The organism is Methylobacterium sp. PvP105 (assembly GCF_017876975.1).
GTDB lineage: Bacteria > Pseudomonadota > Alphaproteobacteria > Rhizobiales > Beijerinckiaceae > Methylobacterium > Methylobacterium radiotolerans.
The window spans coordinates 2,138,504-2,153,054 of record NZ_JAGIPA010000001.1 but is presented as its reverse complement, the minus strand read 5'-3'; the positions used below and the strand labels follow the sequence as shown (position 1 = coordinate 2,153,054).

11 protein-coding genes are annotated in these 14,551 nt (G+C 65.1%); 7 read left to right on the top strand and 4 right to left on the bottom strand.

The features are described from left to right. Positions 1–10: 10 nt before the first annotated feature. The 3 genes from J3A75_RS10260 (at position 11) to J3A75_RS10250 (ending at position 4,895) form a co-directional block, all read left to right on the top strand. Complete coding sequence (locus J3A75_RS10260; protein ID WP_209650144.1) at positions 11–1,366, top strand: efflux RND transporter periplasmic adaptor subunit; 1,356 nt, start codon at positions 11–13, stop codon at positions 1,364–1,366. Between the two features lie 11 nt (positions 1,367–1,377). Continuing rightward, entirely contained in the window at positions 1,378–4,551 is a 3,174-nt protein-coding gene (locus tag J3A75_RS10255) for an efflux RND transporter permease subunit (RefSeq protein WP_209650143.1), read from the top strand. 116 nt (positions 4,552–4,667) lie between these two features. After that, positions 4,668–4,895, top strand: coding sequence for a hypothetical protein (locus tag J3A75_RS10250; protein ID WP_029360406.1), 228 nt, complete (start codon positions 4,668–4,670; stop codon positions 4,893–4,895). Between the two features lie 19 nt (positions 4,896–4,914). Here J3A75_RS10250 and J3A75_RS10245 read toward each other — a convergent pair whose 3' ends face one another. Then, complete coding sequence (locus tag J3A75_RS10245) at positions 4,915–5,190, bottom strand: hypothetical protein (protein ID WP_058607239.1); 276 nt, start codon at positions 5,188–5,190, stop codon at positions 4,915–4,917. A 207-nt stretch (positions 5,191–5,397) separates the two neighbouring features. On the opposite strand from J3A75_RS10245, the gene J3A75_RS10240 reads away from it, so the two are divergent. Further along, the gene (locus J3A75_RS10240; protein ID WP_029360403.1) at positions 5,398–5,688 is read left to right on the top strand and encodes a hypothetical protein; all 291 of its coding nucleotides are present in this window, start codon (positions 5,398–5,400) and stop codon (positions 5,686–5,688) included. 448 nt (positions 5,689–6,136) lie between these two features. Here J3A75_RS10240 and J3A75_RS10235 read toward each other — a convergent pair whose 3' ends face one another. After that, positions 6,137–7,384 (bottom strand): type II toxin-antitoxin system HipA family toxin, encoded by a 1,248-nt coding sequence (locus J3A75_RS10235; protein ID WP_083374306.1) that lies wholly within the window; start codon positions 7,382–7,384, stop codon positions 6,137–6,139. 691 nt (positions 7,385–8,075) lie between these two features. Between J3A75_RS10235 and J3A75_RS10230 the strand changes: the two genes are divergently transcribed. Next, positions 8,076–8,966, top strand: a complete 891-nt coding sequence (locus J3A75_RS10230) for a hypothetical protein (protein WP_042675632.1) — start codon at positions 8,076–8,078, stop codon at positions 8,964–8,966. A gap of 107 nt (positions 8,967–9,073) precedes the next feature. Here J3A75_RS10230 and J3A75_RS10225 read toward each other — a convergent pair whose 3' ends face one another. Beyond that, positions 9,074–9,466: a hypothetical protein gene (locus J3A75_RS10225; RefSeq protein WP_139215670.1), complete on the bottom strand. Its 393-nt coding sequence runs from the start codon at positions 9,464–9,466 to the stop codon at positions 9,074–9,076. A 68-nt stretch (positions 9,467–9,534) separates the two neighbouring features. Between J3A75_RS10225 and J3A75_RS36465 the strand changes: the two genes are divergently transcribed. Continuing rightward, the gene (locus J3A75_RS36465; protein ID WP_234741538.1) at positions 9,535–11,259 is read left to right on the top strand and encodes an AAA family ATPase; all 1,725 of its coding nucleotides are present in this window, start codon (positions 9,535–9,537) and stop codon (positions 11,257–11,259) included. A 1,081-nt stretch (positions 11,260–12,340) separates the two neighbouring features. Next, positions 12,341–13,465: a hypothetical protein gene (locus J3A75_RS10215; protein ID WP_127991313.1), complete on the top strand. Its 1,125-nt coding sequence runs from the start codon at positions 12,341–12,343 to the stop codon at positions 13,463–13,465. Positions 13,466–14,213: 748 nt separating this feature from the next. Here the strand turns inward: J3A75_RS10215 and J3A75_RS10210 are convergent. Further along, positions 14,214–14,543 carry a hypothetical protein gene (locus J3A75_RS10210; RefSeq protein WP_058607236.1) on the bottom strand — a complete coding sequence of 110 codons (330 nt, stop codon included), beginning with the start codon at positions 14,541–14,543 and terminating at the stop codon, positions 14,214–14,216. Positions 14,544–14,551: the final 8 nt, after the last annotated feature.

The following is a 14,551-nucleotide window of genomic DNA, read 5'->3' as shown; positions in this document are numbered from 1 at the left end:
GGTCGTGCCCATGGCGCTGACCACCGAGACGGATGCCGGCGACCGTGACGTCGACTGCCGCGACGCCGGGCGCGCCGACGCGGGCGCAGCGTCCAGGCGGGAGCCGGACGCGGCCGGCGCCGCGGAGGCCCGCGACGTCGGCCGCCGCGGCGGCGCGCGGGTCTGGCTGGCCCTCGTCCTCGTCGTCCTCGCGGCGGCGGGCTGGGTCTATCGGGACGCGCTCCGCGAGCGGCTCGGCGTGGCACCCGCGGCGCCGCCCGTGACCGGCGCGGCCGACGCCGCGCCGGCAGATCCCGACCGCGTCACCCTGGACGCGGCGGGACAGAAACGGATCGGCCTCGCCTTCGGGACGGCCGAGACCCGCCGGATCGTGCTGCCTTTGCGCGTCCCCGGCACCGTCGCCTTCGACGAGCGGCGGGTGACCCATCTCAAGCCGCGCACGCAAGGACGGGTGCTGAGCCTCGCGGTCCAGCCCGGCGACCGGGTCCAGGCGGGCGAGACTCTCGCGACCCTCGACGCCGCCGGCCTCCTCGACGCGCGCAACGGCTTTCTCGCCGCGCAGGCCTCCCTCGGCGAGGCGCAGGCCTCCGAGGCGGTAGCCGCGCTGCAGCTCAAGCGCGGGCAGGAGCAGCTCAAGTTCGGCGGCGTCGCGCAGGCCGAGGTGGAGCGGCGGCAGGTCGACCTCGCCAAGGCCCAGGCGGCGGTGAAATCGGCCCAGGCCAACGCCGAGATGTACCGGGCGCAGTACCAGCGCCTCGCCCCGACCGAGGGGGCAGCCCCGGGCACCAGCGCCGTCGTGACCCCGATACAGGGCGTCGTGACCAGCGTCGGCGTGACCCTGGGCGAGGTCGTCGACACCACCCGCGACGCCGTCACGGTCGCCGACCCGACCCGCATCCTCGTCCTGGCCAATCTCTACGGACCCGATCTCGGGCGGGTGAAGGCCGGCGACACCGCCTCCGTGGAGAGTCCGATCCCGGGCCAGGCTCCCCTCGACGGCCGCATCCGCTCGGTGAACGCCGCCCTGGATCCGAGCACCAGCACGGCGCCCGCCCGGATCGAGCTCGACAACCCCGGCGATCTGCTGCGCGCCAACATGTTCGTCTCCGTGACGATCGCGGCGGATCTCGGCCGCGACGGGATCACCGTCCCGGCGGCCGCGGTGCAGCAGACCGAGCAGGGGCCGATCGCCTTCGTGCGCGTGGCCGAGGACCGGTTCGAGCGGCGCGCCCTCAAACTCGGGATCCAGCGCTCCGACTGGGTCGAGGTGCAGAGCGGCGTCGCGGCCGGAGAGAGCGTGGCGACGCAGGGCAGCTTCGGGCTCAAGGCGATCCTGCTGCGCAGCCTGCTCGGCTCGACGGATTGATGAGGCCCCCGATGCGGTCGTGGTTCGCCCTCCTGGTCCGTCGCCGGTTCCTGGTCCTGATGATCGCGCTCACCGCCGCGGCGGGGGGTGTGGCCAACCTCGAAGGCCTGTCGATCGACGCGGTGCCGGATATCTCGCCCAAGCAGGTGATGATCCTGACCCTGTCACCGGGGCTCGGCGCGCTGGAGGTCGAGCGGCTCGTCACCTTCCCGGTGGAGAACGCCATGGCGGGGGCGCCGGGCCTGACCGGGATCCGCTCGACCTCGCGGGCCGGGGTCTCGGCGGTCTACGTCACCTTCGCGGACGGGATGTCGATCACCGAGGCGCGCAGTCAGGTGTTCCAGCGCCTGCCGGCGGCCAAGGGCATGATGCCGGCAGGCATCGGCGACCCGCAGATGGGCCCGATGGCGACCGGCCTCGGCGAGATCTACCAGTTCGAGCTGCGCGGGCCCGCCTACACGCCGATGCAGCTCCGCCGCACCCTGCAATGGACGATCGCGCCGAAGCTGAAGCTCACCCCCGGCATCGCCGACGTCAACATCTACGGCGGCCAGATGCCGACCTACGAGGTCCGGGTCTCGGCCGACGCGCTCCGCCGCTACGGCGTCGGCCTCGCCCAGGTCTTCACGGCGCTGACCGACAACAACGCCGCCCGCGGGGGCGCCTATATCGAGCACAACGACCAGCAGGAGACGATCCGCGGCCTCGGCCTCGCCAAGGGGCCGGAGGACATCGCCGACATCGTGGTCGCCACCGGCCCGGGCGGCGTGCCGGTGACGCTCGGGACGCTGGGACAGGTGGTGGAGGCGCCGAAGGTCCGGCTCGGGGCCGTGACGCACGACGCGCAGGGCGAGACGGTCGTGGGCATCGCGCTGATGCAGCTCGGGGAGAATGCCAGCGCGGTGGTCGGGCAGGTCAAGAAGACGATCGACGACCTGCGCCCACAATTGCCGCCGGGCATGGAGATCGTGCCCTACTACGACCGCAGCGCGCTCGTGGACCGCACGATCCGCACCGTCGAGCACAACCTCCTCGAGGGCGCGGTGCTCGTCATCGTCGTCCTGCTGCTGCTGCTGGGCAACCTCCGCGCCGGGCTGATCGTGGCGGCCGCGATCCCGCTCGCGATGCTGATGGCCTTCGCCGGCATGCGGCTGCTCGGCCTGTCGGGCAACCTGATGAGCCTCGGCGCCATCGATTTCGGCCTGATCGTCGACGGCGCGGTGGTGATGGTCGAGAACGTCCTGCGCGCCCGCGGCGAGCGCCCGGACCGCCCGCCCGCGGACCTGATCCGCGACGCCGCCGCCGAGGTGGCCAAGCCCGTGATGTTCGCGGTGGCGATCATCATCCTGGTCTACGTGCCGATCCTCGCGCTGGAGGGCGTGGCCGGCAAGATGTTCGTGCCGATGGCGCTGACCGTGATCCTGGCCCTGTCGGGCTCGCTCATCGTCACCATGACGCTGATGCCGGCGCTCGCCGCGATCTTCCTCTCGGGCCGGGGTGTCGGCGAGCGCGAGACGCGCCTCGTCCGCTGGGTGCGGGCCGCCTACACGCCGATGCTGAAGGCCGCCGAGCGGCACGCCTCCGTGACGGTGCTGGCGACGCTCGCCCTCTTCGCGGGCTCCTGCGTGCTGGCGACCCGGCTCGGCGGCGAGTTCCTGCCGAAGCTCTCGGAGGGCTCGATCGTCGTCACCTCCGAGAAGTTGCCGGGCATCGATCTCTCGGCCTCGCTCGCCACGGTGACCCGCATCGAGCGGGTGCTGAAATCGTTTCCGGAGGTGAAGCGCGTCGTCTCGCTCACCGGCAGCGCCGAGATCCCGACCGACCCGATGGGCGTCGAATCGACCGACAGCTTCATCACTCTCACCGATCCGGCCACGTGGAAGACCGCCGAGACGCAGGAGGGCCTCGTGGCGGCGTTCGACAGGCGCCTCAAGGAGGAGGTGCCGGGAGTGGCCTACAGCTTCTCCCAGCCGATCCAGATGCGCATGGACGACCTGCTGGAGGGCGTGCGCGGCGACGTGGCGATCAGCCTCTACGGCGACGACCTGAAGACCCTCAAGGACACGGCCGACGCCATCGTGCGCACGGTCTCCGGGGTCGACGGGGCGGCGGACGTGAAGGCCGAGGCGCAGGCCGGCATGCCGGCGCTCACGATCCAGGTCGACCGCGCCAAGGCGGCCCGCTACGGCATCAACGTCTCGGACGTGCTCGACATGGTCGAGAGTATCGGCGGGCGGACCAGCGGCGTCGTCTACGGCGACGACAACTCGATCACCGAGATCGTGGTGCGGCTCGACCCGGCCGACCGCAGCGACCTCGAGCGGATCCGCGCCCTGCCGGTCGGCCGGTCCGGCACCGGCGATCCGGGCCGGGAATCGGGCAGCCGCATGATGGTGCCGCTGTCGATGGTCGCCAGCGTGGACGTGGCCTCCGGCCCGGCGCAGATCAGCCGCGAGCGCCTGCAGCGGCGGATCTCCGTGCAGGCGAATGTCCGCGGCCGGGACGTCCAGAGCTTCGTCGACGCGGCCAAGGCCGCCGTCGACCAGCAGGTCAAGCTGCCGCCGCGCTACTCGCTGGTCTGGAGCGGGCAGTTCCAGAACCTCCAGGAGGCGACCGCCCGGCTGACCGTGGTGGTGCCCGCCGCGCTCGCGGCGATCCTGGTCCTGCTGGTGGTGATGTTTGGCGACATCCGCCTCGCCGGGCTGATCTTCCTCAACGTGCCGGTGGCGGCCACCGGCGGCATCCTGGCCCTGACGCTCCGCGACATGCCGTTCTCCATCTCGGCGGCGATCGGCTTCATCGCGACCTTCGGCATCGCGATCCTGAACGGCGTCGTGCTGACGAGCTACATCCGGGACCTGGAGGCGTCCGGCCTCGGACCCCGGGAGGCGGCGACGCGGGCGGCCGAGATGCGGCTGCGCCCGGTGATGATGACGGCCCTGGTGGCGGCCCTGGGCTTCCTGCCGATGGCGCTGTCCACCAGCGCGGGCGCCGAGGTGCAGCGGCCGCTCGCCACCGTGGTGATCGGCGGCCTGATCTCGGCGACCCTGCTCACCCTGGTGGTGTTGCCGGCAATCTACCCCGCGGTCGCCGGCCTGCGCCTGCCCTTCGCCCGGCCCACGCCCCCCGCCGGGCGACGGCCCGGCGGCTCCGGGGCGCGCCGACGCGCGGTGGCCGACCCGTGACCGCGATCGGAGCGCGACAACGTATCCGCAATCGGTATGTGGATACGCAATTCTGTGCTGATGCCCGGACGATCCGCGGGGGCCTATGCTGGCCCGACACGGAGCGGGAGTCCGGCATGTTGGACGGCGACGCCTTTGCCCACGAGATCGCGGCGCTCCTGATCGCCGACATCAAGACCTCCGGCGCGCGCACGCGCGGCGAGCTCGAGGAGGCCTGCCGGATCTCCCTCGAGAGCCTGCTCGGCGGCACCGCGGTGCCGCCGCAGATCGCCGTGCTGATGCCGATCGGCCTGGAGCGCTGGCCGCGGGTGGTGGTGAAGGGGCGACCCCTGCCGGACGTGTAGGCCGGCGCGGCCTGCCCGCTCAGCGGCCGATGACGCCGGTGCCCCCGGTCGGGCCGACGGTGTTCGGTCCGGTATTCGGGGCGGGCGTCGCCGCCTGGTTCCGCTGGATGTCCATCCGCAGCGTGTTGCTCTGGCTCGTCTGCTCCTGGCGCAGGGCGCGCATCTGGCCGCCCGTCTCCATGGATCGGTTGGCGGCGTTGGGGTTGTTCTGCTGCACCTGGGCCAGGGCGGGTGTCGCGGCGGTCGCGGCGAGACCGAGGCTCGCGGCGGTGAGCGTGGCGATGAGGCGGCGCATGGAAAAGCTCTCGCGCTGAGGGATCCTGCCGCGTTGACCCACTGGGTCCCCGCCAAGTTCCATTCCCCTCGCGAGCGAGGGGGCATCTTCGCGACTCGCGGATGGGTTAGCCGATCCCTGCCGGCTGCCGGCGATCTTCACGCCTTGTTAACGCATCGGGTCAAGGCTGGCTCTGGCGTCGAGCGCGGGACGTTGGAGAGGGGCGTGATGCGGGCCTTGTCGGCGGAGGATGAACAGGCTGTCGAGCGGCTGACGCTCCAGCTTCTTCACGACGCCTATTGCGACCTCGCGGCGGTCCTGCGCGGCGCCCAGCCCCAGGCGGCCGCGGCGATCCTCGGCGTCATGGAGCAGCGCGTGACCGACGTCCTGACCCGGATCTGCCGGCAGGGTTCGGAAGGGGCGGCCTCGGTGGAGATCGCCGTCGCCGTGGGCGAGCGGATCGGCGAGATCATGGATCAGGCGCACGGGCGGGACGTGGCCGGCACGCGGGCCGCCTGATTTGAAGGATTGCGGACGCCGGCGCTACCGGCAAATTTAACTCCGTGCATAGTCTATTATTCGCGGTTCGACTGAGATCAAGAGTCACGCAGTAATCAGATATTGTCCTGTTGTAAGCCAATGATTTAATTTAGGAAATTTGCACGTTTGCTTGAGGCTTTGTCAAATTGGTTATTTATCGGTCCAATCGGGTGAGATTTCTAATCGCGGGATAAATTCTAATGTTAGAAATATGAATCGAAAATACGACATGTCACTACCTGGGCAGATTCGGGCGTGATTTGAACTGACCTTATTGTCGAAATTAAATTTTTGGTAGAGATGCGAATCGGACTCTAATGTTTGCGGTATGTTTATTTGACGCAATTTTTTCCTCTCTAGGTTGAAAGCGTTCCGTCGAATGAGATCAATTTCAAGGAGGCGGCACTGATTCGCAACCGGAGTTTCGCTAGGACGTGATGGGTCTGGGCAGCAAGCCGAAGCATGCCAAGAGCATTTCCTGGTCCCGTCGAGATACCCCTCGGGCGTCTAAAAAATCCGGGATGCGTGAGGTTGCTTCATGAATTTCAACGAGAATCGATGTGGCTTCGGCAGCGGAGAGGCCAAATTTGGGATAGCTCGCGAATGCGATGCTCGGGTTGCACTCTCGACTCATACCGGGAGCTGGGGCGCAGACATGTTTGGTGCCCGAGGGATGCGGTACAACATCGAATACCGGTGAGAGTCGCCAGCCGGTCCCATCGTTGATTAAGGCGTGGTTGCGTAAATGATCATCGGTGTTCCGCAGATAGGCGTTAACCAGGAGCCTGCGGAACATCTCACGTTCCGGATCCTGAGCACCGATCTGGCGCGCGGCAGATGCGATGTCCAGGTAGGTTTTGCTTGTAGCATATCCATAGGCGGGTTCACTCAGCAGAGTGCCGGCGCTGAGGTAAGACAACCGAGCCCCATCCGAGGACCGGTCGAACCGCGATATCAAGAGAACCGACCGACCGTTGACGACATGCAGTTCGCGCTCTGGGACTCGAAGTCCTGCGGCCTCAGCAAAATCCAGACAAACCGCTTCAGCCCTGGGATTGTCGAACCTATCGTCCCATGTGGAGAATTTTGCGATCCATTCCTTGTCTGAAATCCGGATGCGGGCCTTCGGTCGAGCTCCTCCAATGTCTGAGCTATGCATGAGTAGCTTAGCGAGTTGATCCGCTGACGCTTCGCCTCCTTCATAGTTTTCTGCTGCGATGAGCATTTCTTCGAGAACGCCCTCGCTTTGAGCTAACCCAGGCGCCGCGTCCGTTCTGGGTGTCCACCTTTCAGGAGCCTCCGGCGTTGAGCCGAAGGCCAGATCGCCCGTACGCGACGAGCCGCCCAAAGCCAGAAACTCCGGCATGCCGAGTTCCAGTTCCGGATATGCGTGGGTCAGGATTCCCTTGCCCCAACCGTCAGGGCCTGCATCGTGAAAGGCGAGATGGACCTCTCCCACGGTCGCAGGCCGCCACTTATTTTTTAGCGGCAGGCCAATGGGGTCAATCGGCTTGCGTCCTTCTGAAGTTAGATAGTCGGAGCTATAGGCAAAACGACCGAGCCGCCGTGAGGAACCACCTTCGAAGACCAAGAGGCCGATGGGCACATAGCCGCTCTGCCCTGACCGGAACACGTGCATTTCTTCAATGCGGTTGTACTTAGAGGTTCGCCACATACCCGCTCACGATCATCCCGCGGCGATCCAGCATGGCATCCGCTGTGTCTCTGATGTGATCACACAGGCAAATGTCGCCACGTTGATCTGTGTGGATCGGTAAGATCAGTGCAGTGTGCAAGAATCTGCTGGCCACAACCGGCCACCCGGCCGTCAGGCGATCATGCGATGTGAAGCGCTCACCCGCAACAAGGAAAAGGTCGCCAGGCTTCCGTTAACGATCGCGACAGGAAGGACTTCCTCAAGACCATATTGCCGCATCTGCGGCCTTCTCAAAGGCGCCGATCCACGCCAAGTTTGTCCCTGGCAGACCACCCGCACACGCCGCGCCGCTCTTTAGCAGGGAGCGGCCGGCACCGGTGTTAGCAGCACCGAGCGCCGGCCTGACCACAATCCGTATCGGACAAGGATACCGACCATGGCTGAGACCTTCCCTACCGGCGTTATCGCGCCGACGAAACTGGCCCGATGCATGAAATCCGGGCAGTCCCACTCCCCGTCCCGAAAACCGGCCTGATCGCCTGAAGGCGCGCTGGCACGCGATACGCCGTGCCTCAGCATCCCCTCGCTATCCCGCAATCCTGACGCCCTCGTCACCGCAGGCCTGAGGCTGCGAAAAACGAGCCCGTTCGCCGCCCCGCCATTCGGTGAAGGGCGCGCGGGTTGGCGTCGCCTGGACGGTAAACCATCCATGACCATCGTCGTCCCCCACCCCGCCGCCCAGCGCGGCGGCCGACAGCGGCTATCTGCACGTGGGCAGCCTGGATCCGCGCCGACCAGCCGAATCACCGTCCCGCTCGGGAGCGCCGCGGCCCTCGGCTGCGGCCACGTCCAGCCCGCGATCCCGCAGATCTGCGCACCCGAACTGATGGCCGCGGCCCAGGCCGCGCTCGACGGCGCGTTCCGGGCGACCTTCGTGCCCGATCCCCTGCTCGGACCAGGCTTGTCGCAGCTCGGATCCGTGCTGGCCTCCATGGTCAAGAGGCACGGGTCCCTCATCGAGGCGACGATTACGGACGTCCTGGAGCGAAGCGGGCGCTACCTCGTGCTGCGCAACGTCGCGATGCCGATCACCGTTCCGACCCAGGAACTCGTCCGCGCCAGCAGCGTCGCCCAGCTCAATCAGACCTCGATCGAACTCGCGGGCGCCGTCGCGCAGTCGGTATTCCTCGACCTAATCGTGGTCGACCGGAAAGAGAGTCGAGCCATCATCGCCGAGGTCAAGAGAGGCTCCGGAAAAAATGAGGCTAGGAAAATACACCAAGTCGAATGGGTGCTGCGGTGCGCGCAGGTCCAGGGCCGCTCGTTTCTAGCTTCACTCGGCTATGAGGTCGCGCAAATCCGCGCGGTGCTGATCGACGTCTATGGACGGGCCGGGTACGGCGATGACCTTACGGTGAGCGGACCGGCCATAGATCAGCTGTTCGCGACCCCGGTCTTGGCCGCGCTCGAGACTGTCACGGCGGCGCTTCAAGCCCGATTGCGCGCGGCTGTGCCGGACCTTCTGACGATGGCGTTGGCGAGCCTCGCCGGTCCTGAGAACGTCAAACACCTGCACCCGCCCGGGCCGCTCGCACCCTGACCGCACCACGCTGGCATCAGGTCGCGGCCGCGACCTGATGCGTCCATCTCGCTCTCCATCAATCCCGCACCGTGCGCCTGCGCGCCGTCGCGCTCTCCAGGTCTGTCTCAATGACACTCGCTCGTGACCCCGATGCCCATCTCTCCGGCACAACTGACGCGGCCAAACTCTCGCTGCCGCTGTCCTGGTGGCGCGTCCTCGCCCCTGAGGCGCTCGATATGGCGGCGCAGTGCCGCCTGTCCGCTGCCCTGAATGCCACGCAGCCCCTGCCGTCCCCCGACTGGTCCGCTGCTTGCCGGGGCGATCCGGCGGCTGCGATCCATATCGCCCTCAACGTCCTCGCCGAGGCCATCGCCTTTCCTGGGCGCCTCGATCCGGCGATGTCGGCGATCTGCCTCTGCGCCGTACGAGGTGACGCCTCCTGCATCGATCTGCTCGTGCACGTACTCGGGCGGCGCGCTCGACGCCGGGCTGATCTCGAGGTGCTCTGCCTCGCCCATGCTTGGTGCTCCGTTCCGCGCCGCGGTTCCGACCGCGCCGGCGTCGCCCACTGAAGGGGAGGAAGCCGATGGCATTCTCTTCGACCCCGCCTGCCCTGCAGATCGACTCCGAGGCGGCACGTCGCCTGCTCGAACCGATGCTTCCGCGCCGCCTGCGCGCCTGCCTCACTCAGGATCTGCGTGTGGCTTCTGCTTGCTCCGAGCTCGCCCTCGAGATCACCACCCTCGCCCCCGATGCCGAGGCGCTGGTCTCCGCCTGGATCGGGGCGGCCACTTCGGAAGGCGGCTTGTGGCGTGACCGTCGATGGATAGCCCGACGATCCGCTCTGATCCGGTTCCTCGACGTGTGGGCCGTGGAGCACGATCAGCCGGTGGCGCGGGCGTTGGCCGATGTCGCGACGCTGTTGTCCTGCGCCGGCGATGATCGCAGAGCTGCAGCGCGCTTGGCCCAGCCCCTGTGGCTGGAACGCGAAGCGGTTCTCGACCTCCGGAAAGGGTTTGCAGCGCTGGCCGAGGCGCAGACGCGCCTCACTATCGGACGCGTCGCCGAACAGGGTGCCGATTCGGACATCATCGGGGCGACCGATCTCGCTGTCGCGCTGCAGGCAGCTTGGCACGACGCGCTCACGGACGCGCTTCTGACGTTCTCCGAGAAGACGAGCAGCGCCATCGCCGCTGCTGCCGCCTTGGCCTGTGGCGCCGATGATGCCTTCGCCAGCGACGTGGCACTTGTCCATGCGCTCGTGCCCGTTGGGGAGGTCTTGACACGACCCGTCGCAGACAGGGCGGCGACGCGGGAGCGGCGCAGATGGAAGAAGATCGAGGCTCAACTCGTCAAAAAAAGCGAGGCGCTCCGGCGCGAGAAGGCGGCGGCCGTCGACACCACGCCACATCTGCCGGACGCCGATGCCCCACCCGCGGAGGTGCCCAAAGGCCACGTCCTCGTCGTTCCGGCAATTCAGGAAACCGGGAGCGACCGCGGCCGCTCCATCGCCCGCGGCTACGAGCACGTCATCGGCAAGGCGCTCCCGCTGGTCGCCGTGCCGGATCTCGCAGCCGTGCGCACGCGGCTCGTCTTCGAATTTCCTTACGCTCAGGTTACGATCGACAGGCTTCTGGCCGACCTGATCGGACGTGAGTACACTACGTTCCGGCCAACCCTGCTGATCGGCCCGCCGGGAGCCGGCAAGACCCGCCTCATCGCCAGGATTGCCTTCCATCTCGGCCTGGGGTTGTGGCGAGTCGATGCGACACGCGACGCCGGCGCATCGCTGGGTGGCCTCGACCGCCGTTGGGCGACATCGGAACCGGCGCATCCGATCATGGCGGTAGCTCGGACCGGTAGTGCCAACCCCCTGATGCAGATCGATGAATTGGAGAAATCCGCGACCCGTTCGGATCACGGTAGGCTCTGGGATGCCCTGCTTTCGATGCTCGAACCGGAGACCGCCCGAACCTACCAAGACCCTTGTTTCCAGACGGAGACTGATATCAGCCGTGTCTCGTGGCTGGCCACTGGTAATGAGATTGGCAACTTGCCCGCCCCTCTGCTTGATCGCCTGCGCGTGTTGGAAATGCCGGCCCCGAGCCACGCAGATCTCGATGCTCTGCTTGAACCGATCCTGGCAGGAATCGCGGCCGATCACGAGCTCGCTCCCGCCTTCATTGCGCCGCTCGACGGCGAGGAGATCGCGTTGCTTCGACGATCCTGGCGAGGCGGCTCGGTCAGGCGACTGATTCGCTTGGTCGAGGCTGTTGTCAATGCGCGCGAAACTCTCGCTGTGCGACAGTAGATTAACATGATCGATTGCCGGAGAGGGTACATCGCTCTCCGGTTCTATTCTGTCAACTGCATGAGCCATGACTGTGCAATGATCGTGCATTCCGCCGTACTGAATAGGTTGCGATTTTCTTGCGCAGTTATCGAGACTGTAGTTTTTATATATTCCTGTTGAATTTTTGTCATCATTAACGATTATAACTGATATCGAGATGTTTTCTTCAGATTCGCTTGAGTCGCCTCGGATCATCCCTTGAGACACTTTATCCCCGACGTCGCCAGCCTGCGAAACTGCGCTGCCGGAAACACCGACCTTTACGGAAGTCTCACGCCACAAGGGATCGAATGCTCGGCGTGCACGGAACTGTTGATCCTCAGGTTCCAGCATGACTACGACGATAGGTTCTGGCCCATCACGGTGGAGGATCGCCGCACGGGCGGCTTCCCCGTGTTGTGCCAGGATCGAGGCGCGAATCGTGGATGGCGATAGTTCGCCTCCCGTGCTGGCGTCGAGCGCCGGGCCGATATCGACAGTTGCGACCTTCATGTGGGCCGGCAATCGCTTGACGACGCCATTCGTGGTCACGGTCCGAGCCTCATGAACCCGCGCGTCGAGATCAGCGGCATATCCAATGGTGTCGCCAAGAATGGGGATCGAAGCTTGGGCGCCCTCTCCGCGTGGACTCAGAATGCGGGACGCCTCCTGCAACGCCGCTGCCTTCGCAACGAAGAAGCGCTTCAAATTGAAGGTTCCGGCAGCCATAGTTGGGACCTCGCGGTATGCCGGGAGGATAGGCGCTGACGGCGATGAAAATCGGAAGCGAAAAATTTAGATCGGCGTAACCTCGGACATGGCGCTCAACTAGGTCCCCTAGTGGGTCCTGGACCTATCCCTGAACCTGCTCGGGATTCGGATAAAATTTTTCCGCTTCGCATCGGACAGGAGATGTTGCCCAGGAGCGATCCCTCCAAGCATGAGGTGCTCATGAACGAGGTCCGACGCCCACCCTCGAGGTTACGACTCATCAGGACCATCGCGATTTTCGTCGCACCTGGCCAAGCTAGAGAAACGAACAGGCCAGGGGGCGCGAACCATGACACATTTCACGTGTGTCCGTGTCGAACGTATCAGAAACCGCAGCGAGCTAGCCCGCATCGCGTCGCACGGTCTGCGGTTTGATCCCAGCAGCAAGCAGCGTGTGGACCCGGCGCGAACGCCGCTCAACCGCTCGGGATCGGACTATGCGGAGAATCCGCTGGATCTCTCAACGGCGCTCGAAGGCTTCCTCAAAGCGAACGGAGCCCGACTATACGGACGCGCGCCGATCGGCCTCCACATCCTTGTGAGCGTCAGCCCCGGCTGGATCACTGAAGTCGGCGAATTGCACGATCCCCAAAATACGCGGAACGTTCAGTTGGCGCATCAAGCTGTGGAATGGGTCCAGCGAGCACTTGGAGGGGGGAGACCCTGCGTCGTGGCCTGGCGGCAGGACCTCGATGAGAAGGGCGGCGGGGTCGTGGACATCGTGGCCGCGCCGACCCGCGCTGCAAAGCTGAATCGGTTCAAAGATGATGTCACCATCGTGTCGGTGACGGCCGCACTCGAGGCGCACCGTGTTTTACATCCTAACGACCCAACCGCGTTCGGCGCGCTTCAGACCTCTTGGGCAGCTCACGCCGCCAAGACTCTAGATCGCATGCTTTGTCGCGGCACGCGCAAGGTCGATCAGCCCGCCAGGCACCTCGATCCAGAGCGTTACGGCCGGCTGGTAGATGCGGCTCGCGACGAGGCCAAGGCCATAGCGGCGCAGGATCTCGCCGAAGAGCGGGCAGTTCTGGATGCCCGCGAGAGACGGCTGGAAATCGCGGAGGAGAAGATCACTCGGTTCGTTGCTGGGATGGCAGCCGAAAGAGAAGGGATCATGGCGGAGGCCCGAGCTAAGGTTGATGACGCCCTCAACGCTATCGCGATCGGGATCGATGCGCTGACCGATGGTAGGATCGTCGCCGTTGAGCATTGTGCAGAGAGCGGTGAGCTTCTTCTCATTCCCGACATGAACCTTGATGCCGCCGAAAGATCCGCGTTGTGGGAGGCAATCACTCCGGGCCTGCCCGCTGGACTAATGACGGTCCTTGGATACATCCAAGCTGAGGCGGCTCGATCAGGAGAGGCCACAAATGGCGACCACGCTAGGCATCCTTCCCCGAGCCACTTCTGAGTTTGATTTCAGAATCCATGTGTAATGCGCTTCGATAAAGGGGCGGACCACGCCAGTTATGCGGCTGTAGCGGCGGGAGAAAACCCGGATGGTCTCGGCCAGATCGTCCTGGCTGTGATAGAATGCAACGCTTGCAGCCTCGGGTTTAGGCCGAAGCTCAAGCAATCGCTCGGATGAGCCATGGACTGTGCTTTGGAAGATGCACTGTGGTCGGTTAGCGACGCTGCACTATTCGGGTTCGATTGCATCGTCCTCGCGCGTGCTGAGATTTGCGCAGGTGATGTACACAGTTCTGGTCGGACCATCGACCAAAGATCGCTCCGCGTCGGTCTTCAACCTCGCGGCGCCGTTTTTGGTGACGGAGAGGGCTAATTTTTCAACTGCTCTACCGCGAGCTCATGCGCAGGCCTGCCTACTCCGCCGGATAGTCCGCGAGGCAGGCAGCGTTCCCAGCCACGGAGCTGATTTCAATTTCAGGGTCGATGTAAGGTTGGCTGGGTTCTGCCTATGCACCAAGGATAATCATGAGATTTTGATAGCTAGCGTGGAAAAATTGGAATGCTTATACTAAACGATCAATTTGCTGAAATCGCCTGTGCCCAAATATTTGACATTGATAGGCCGCCGTTAAATTTGGCGCGCATCTATCACATTATGCTGGCTTGCGCCAAACGTATTTTCTCATCCTAATTTCGCCGGCTTTGATCGACTTACGACCAACCTCAATTTACGATTTAAATCGTACGTTTCAGGCATGCTGAGCTAAGGGAATTTGTTGCTCAAGATGTGCGCGTAGGATCGAGTAGCATTTGACAACCTCCTCGAGCCTCTCGGCGTTGAGTCGCCGCATATGCTCGGACCCGTCGGGCTGCCTGTAGGCCGCCGCATAATAGGCAGCTTGAGCCTTCAGCTTGGTGGCGACAAAATCCAAATCGCCCGACCATGTCGCTTCGGCGCGTACACGGTGAAGGCGCTGGGCGATCTCTAGCCACTGCAAGTCGAGTGCGATCCCGCTGCCCATCTGCTTGAAAAGGTCGAACATCGAGTCCAGGATCTCGATCGCGGTCTGTGCTGACATGCCGGCTC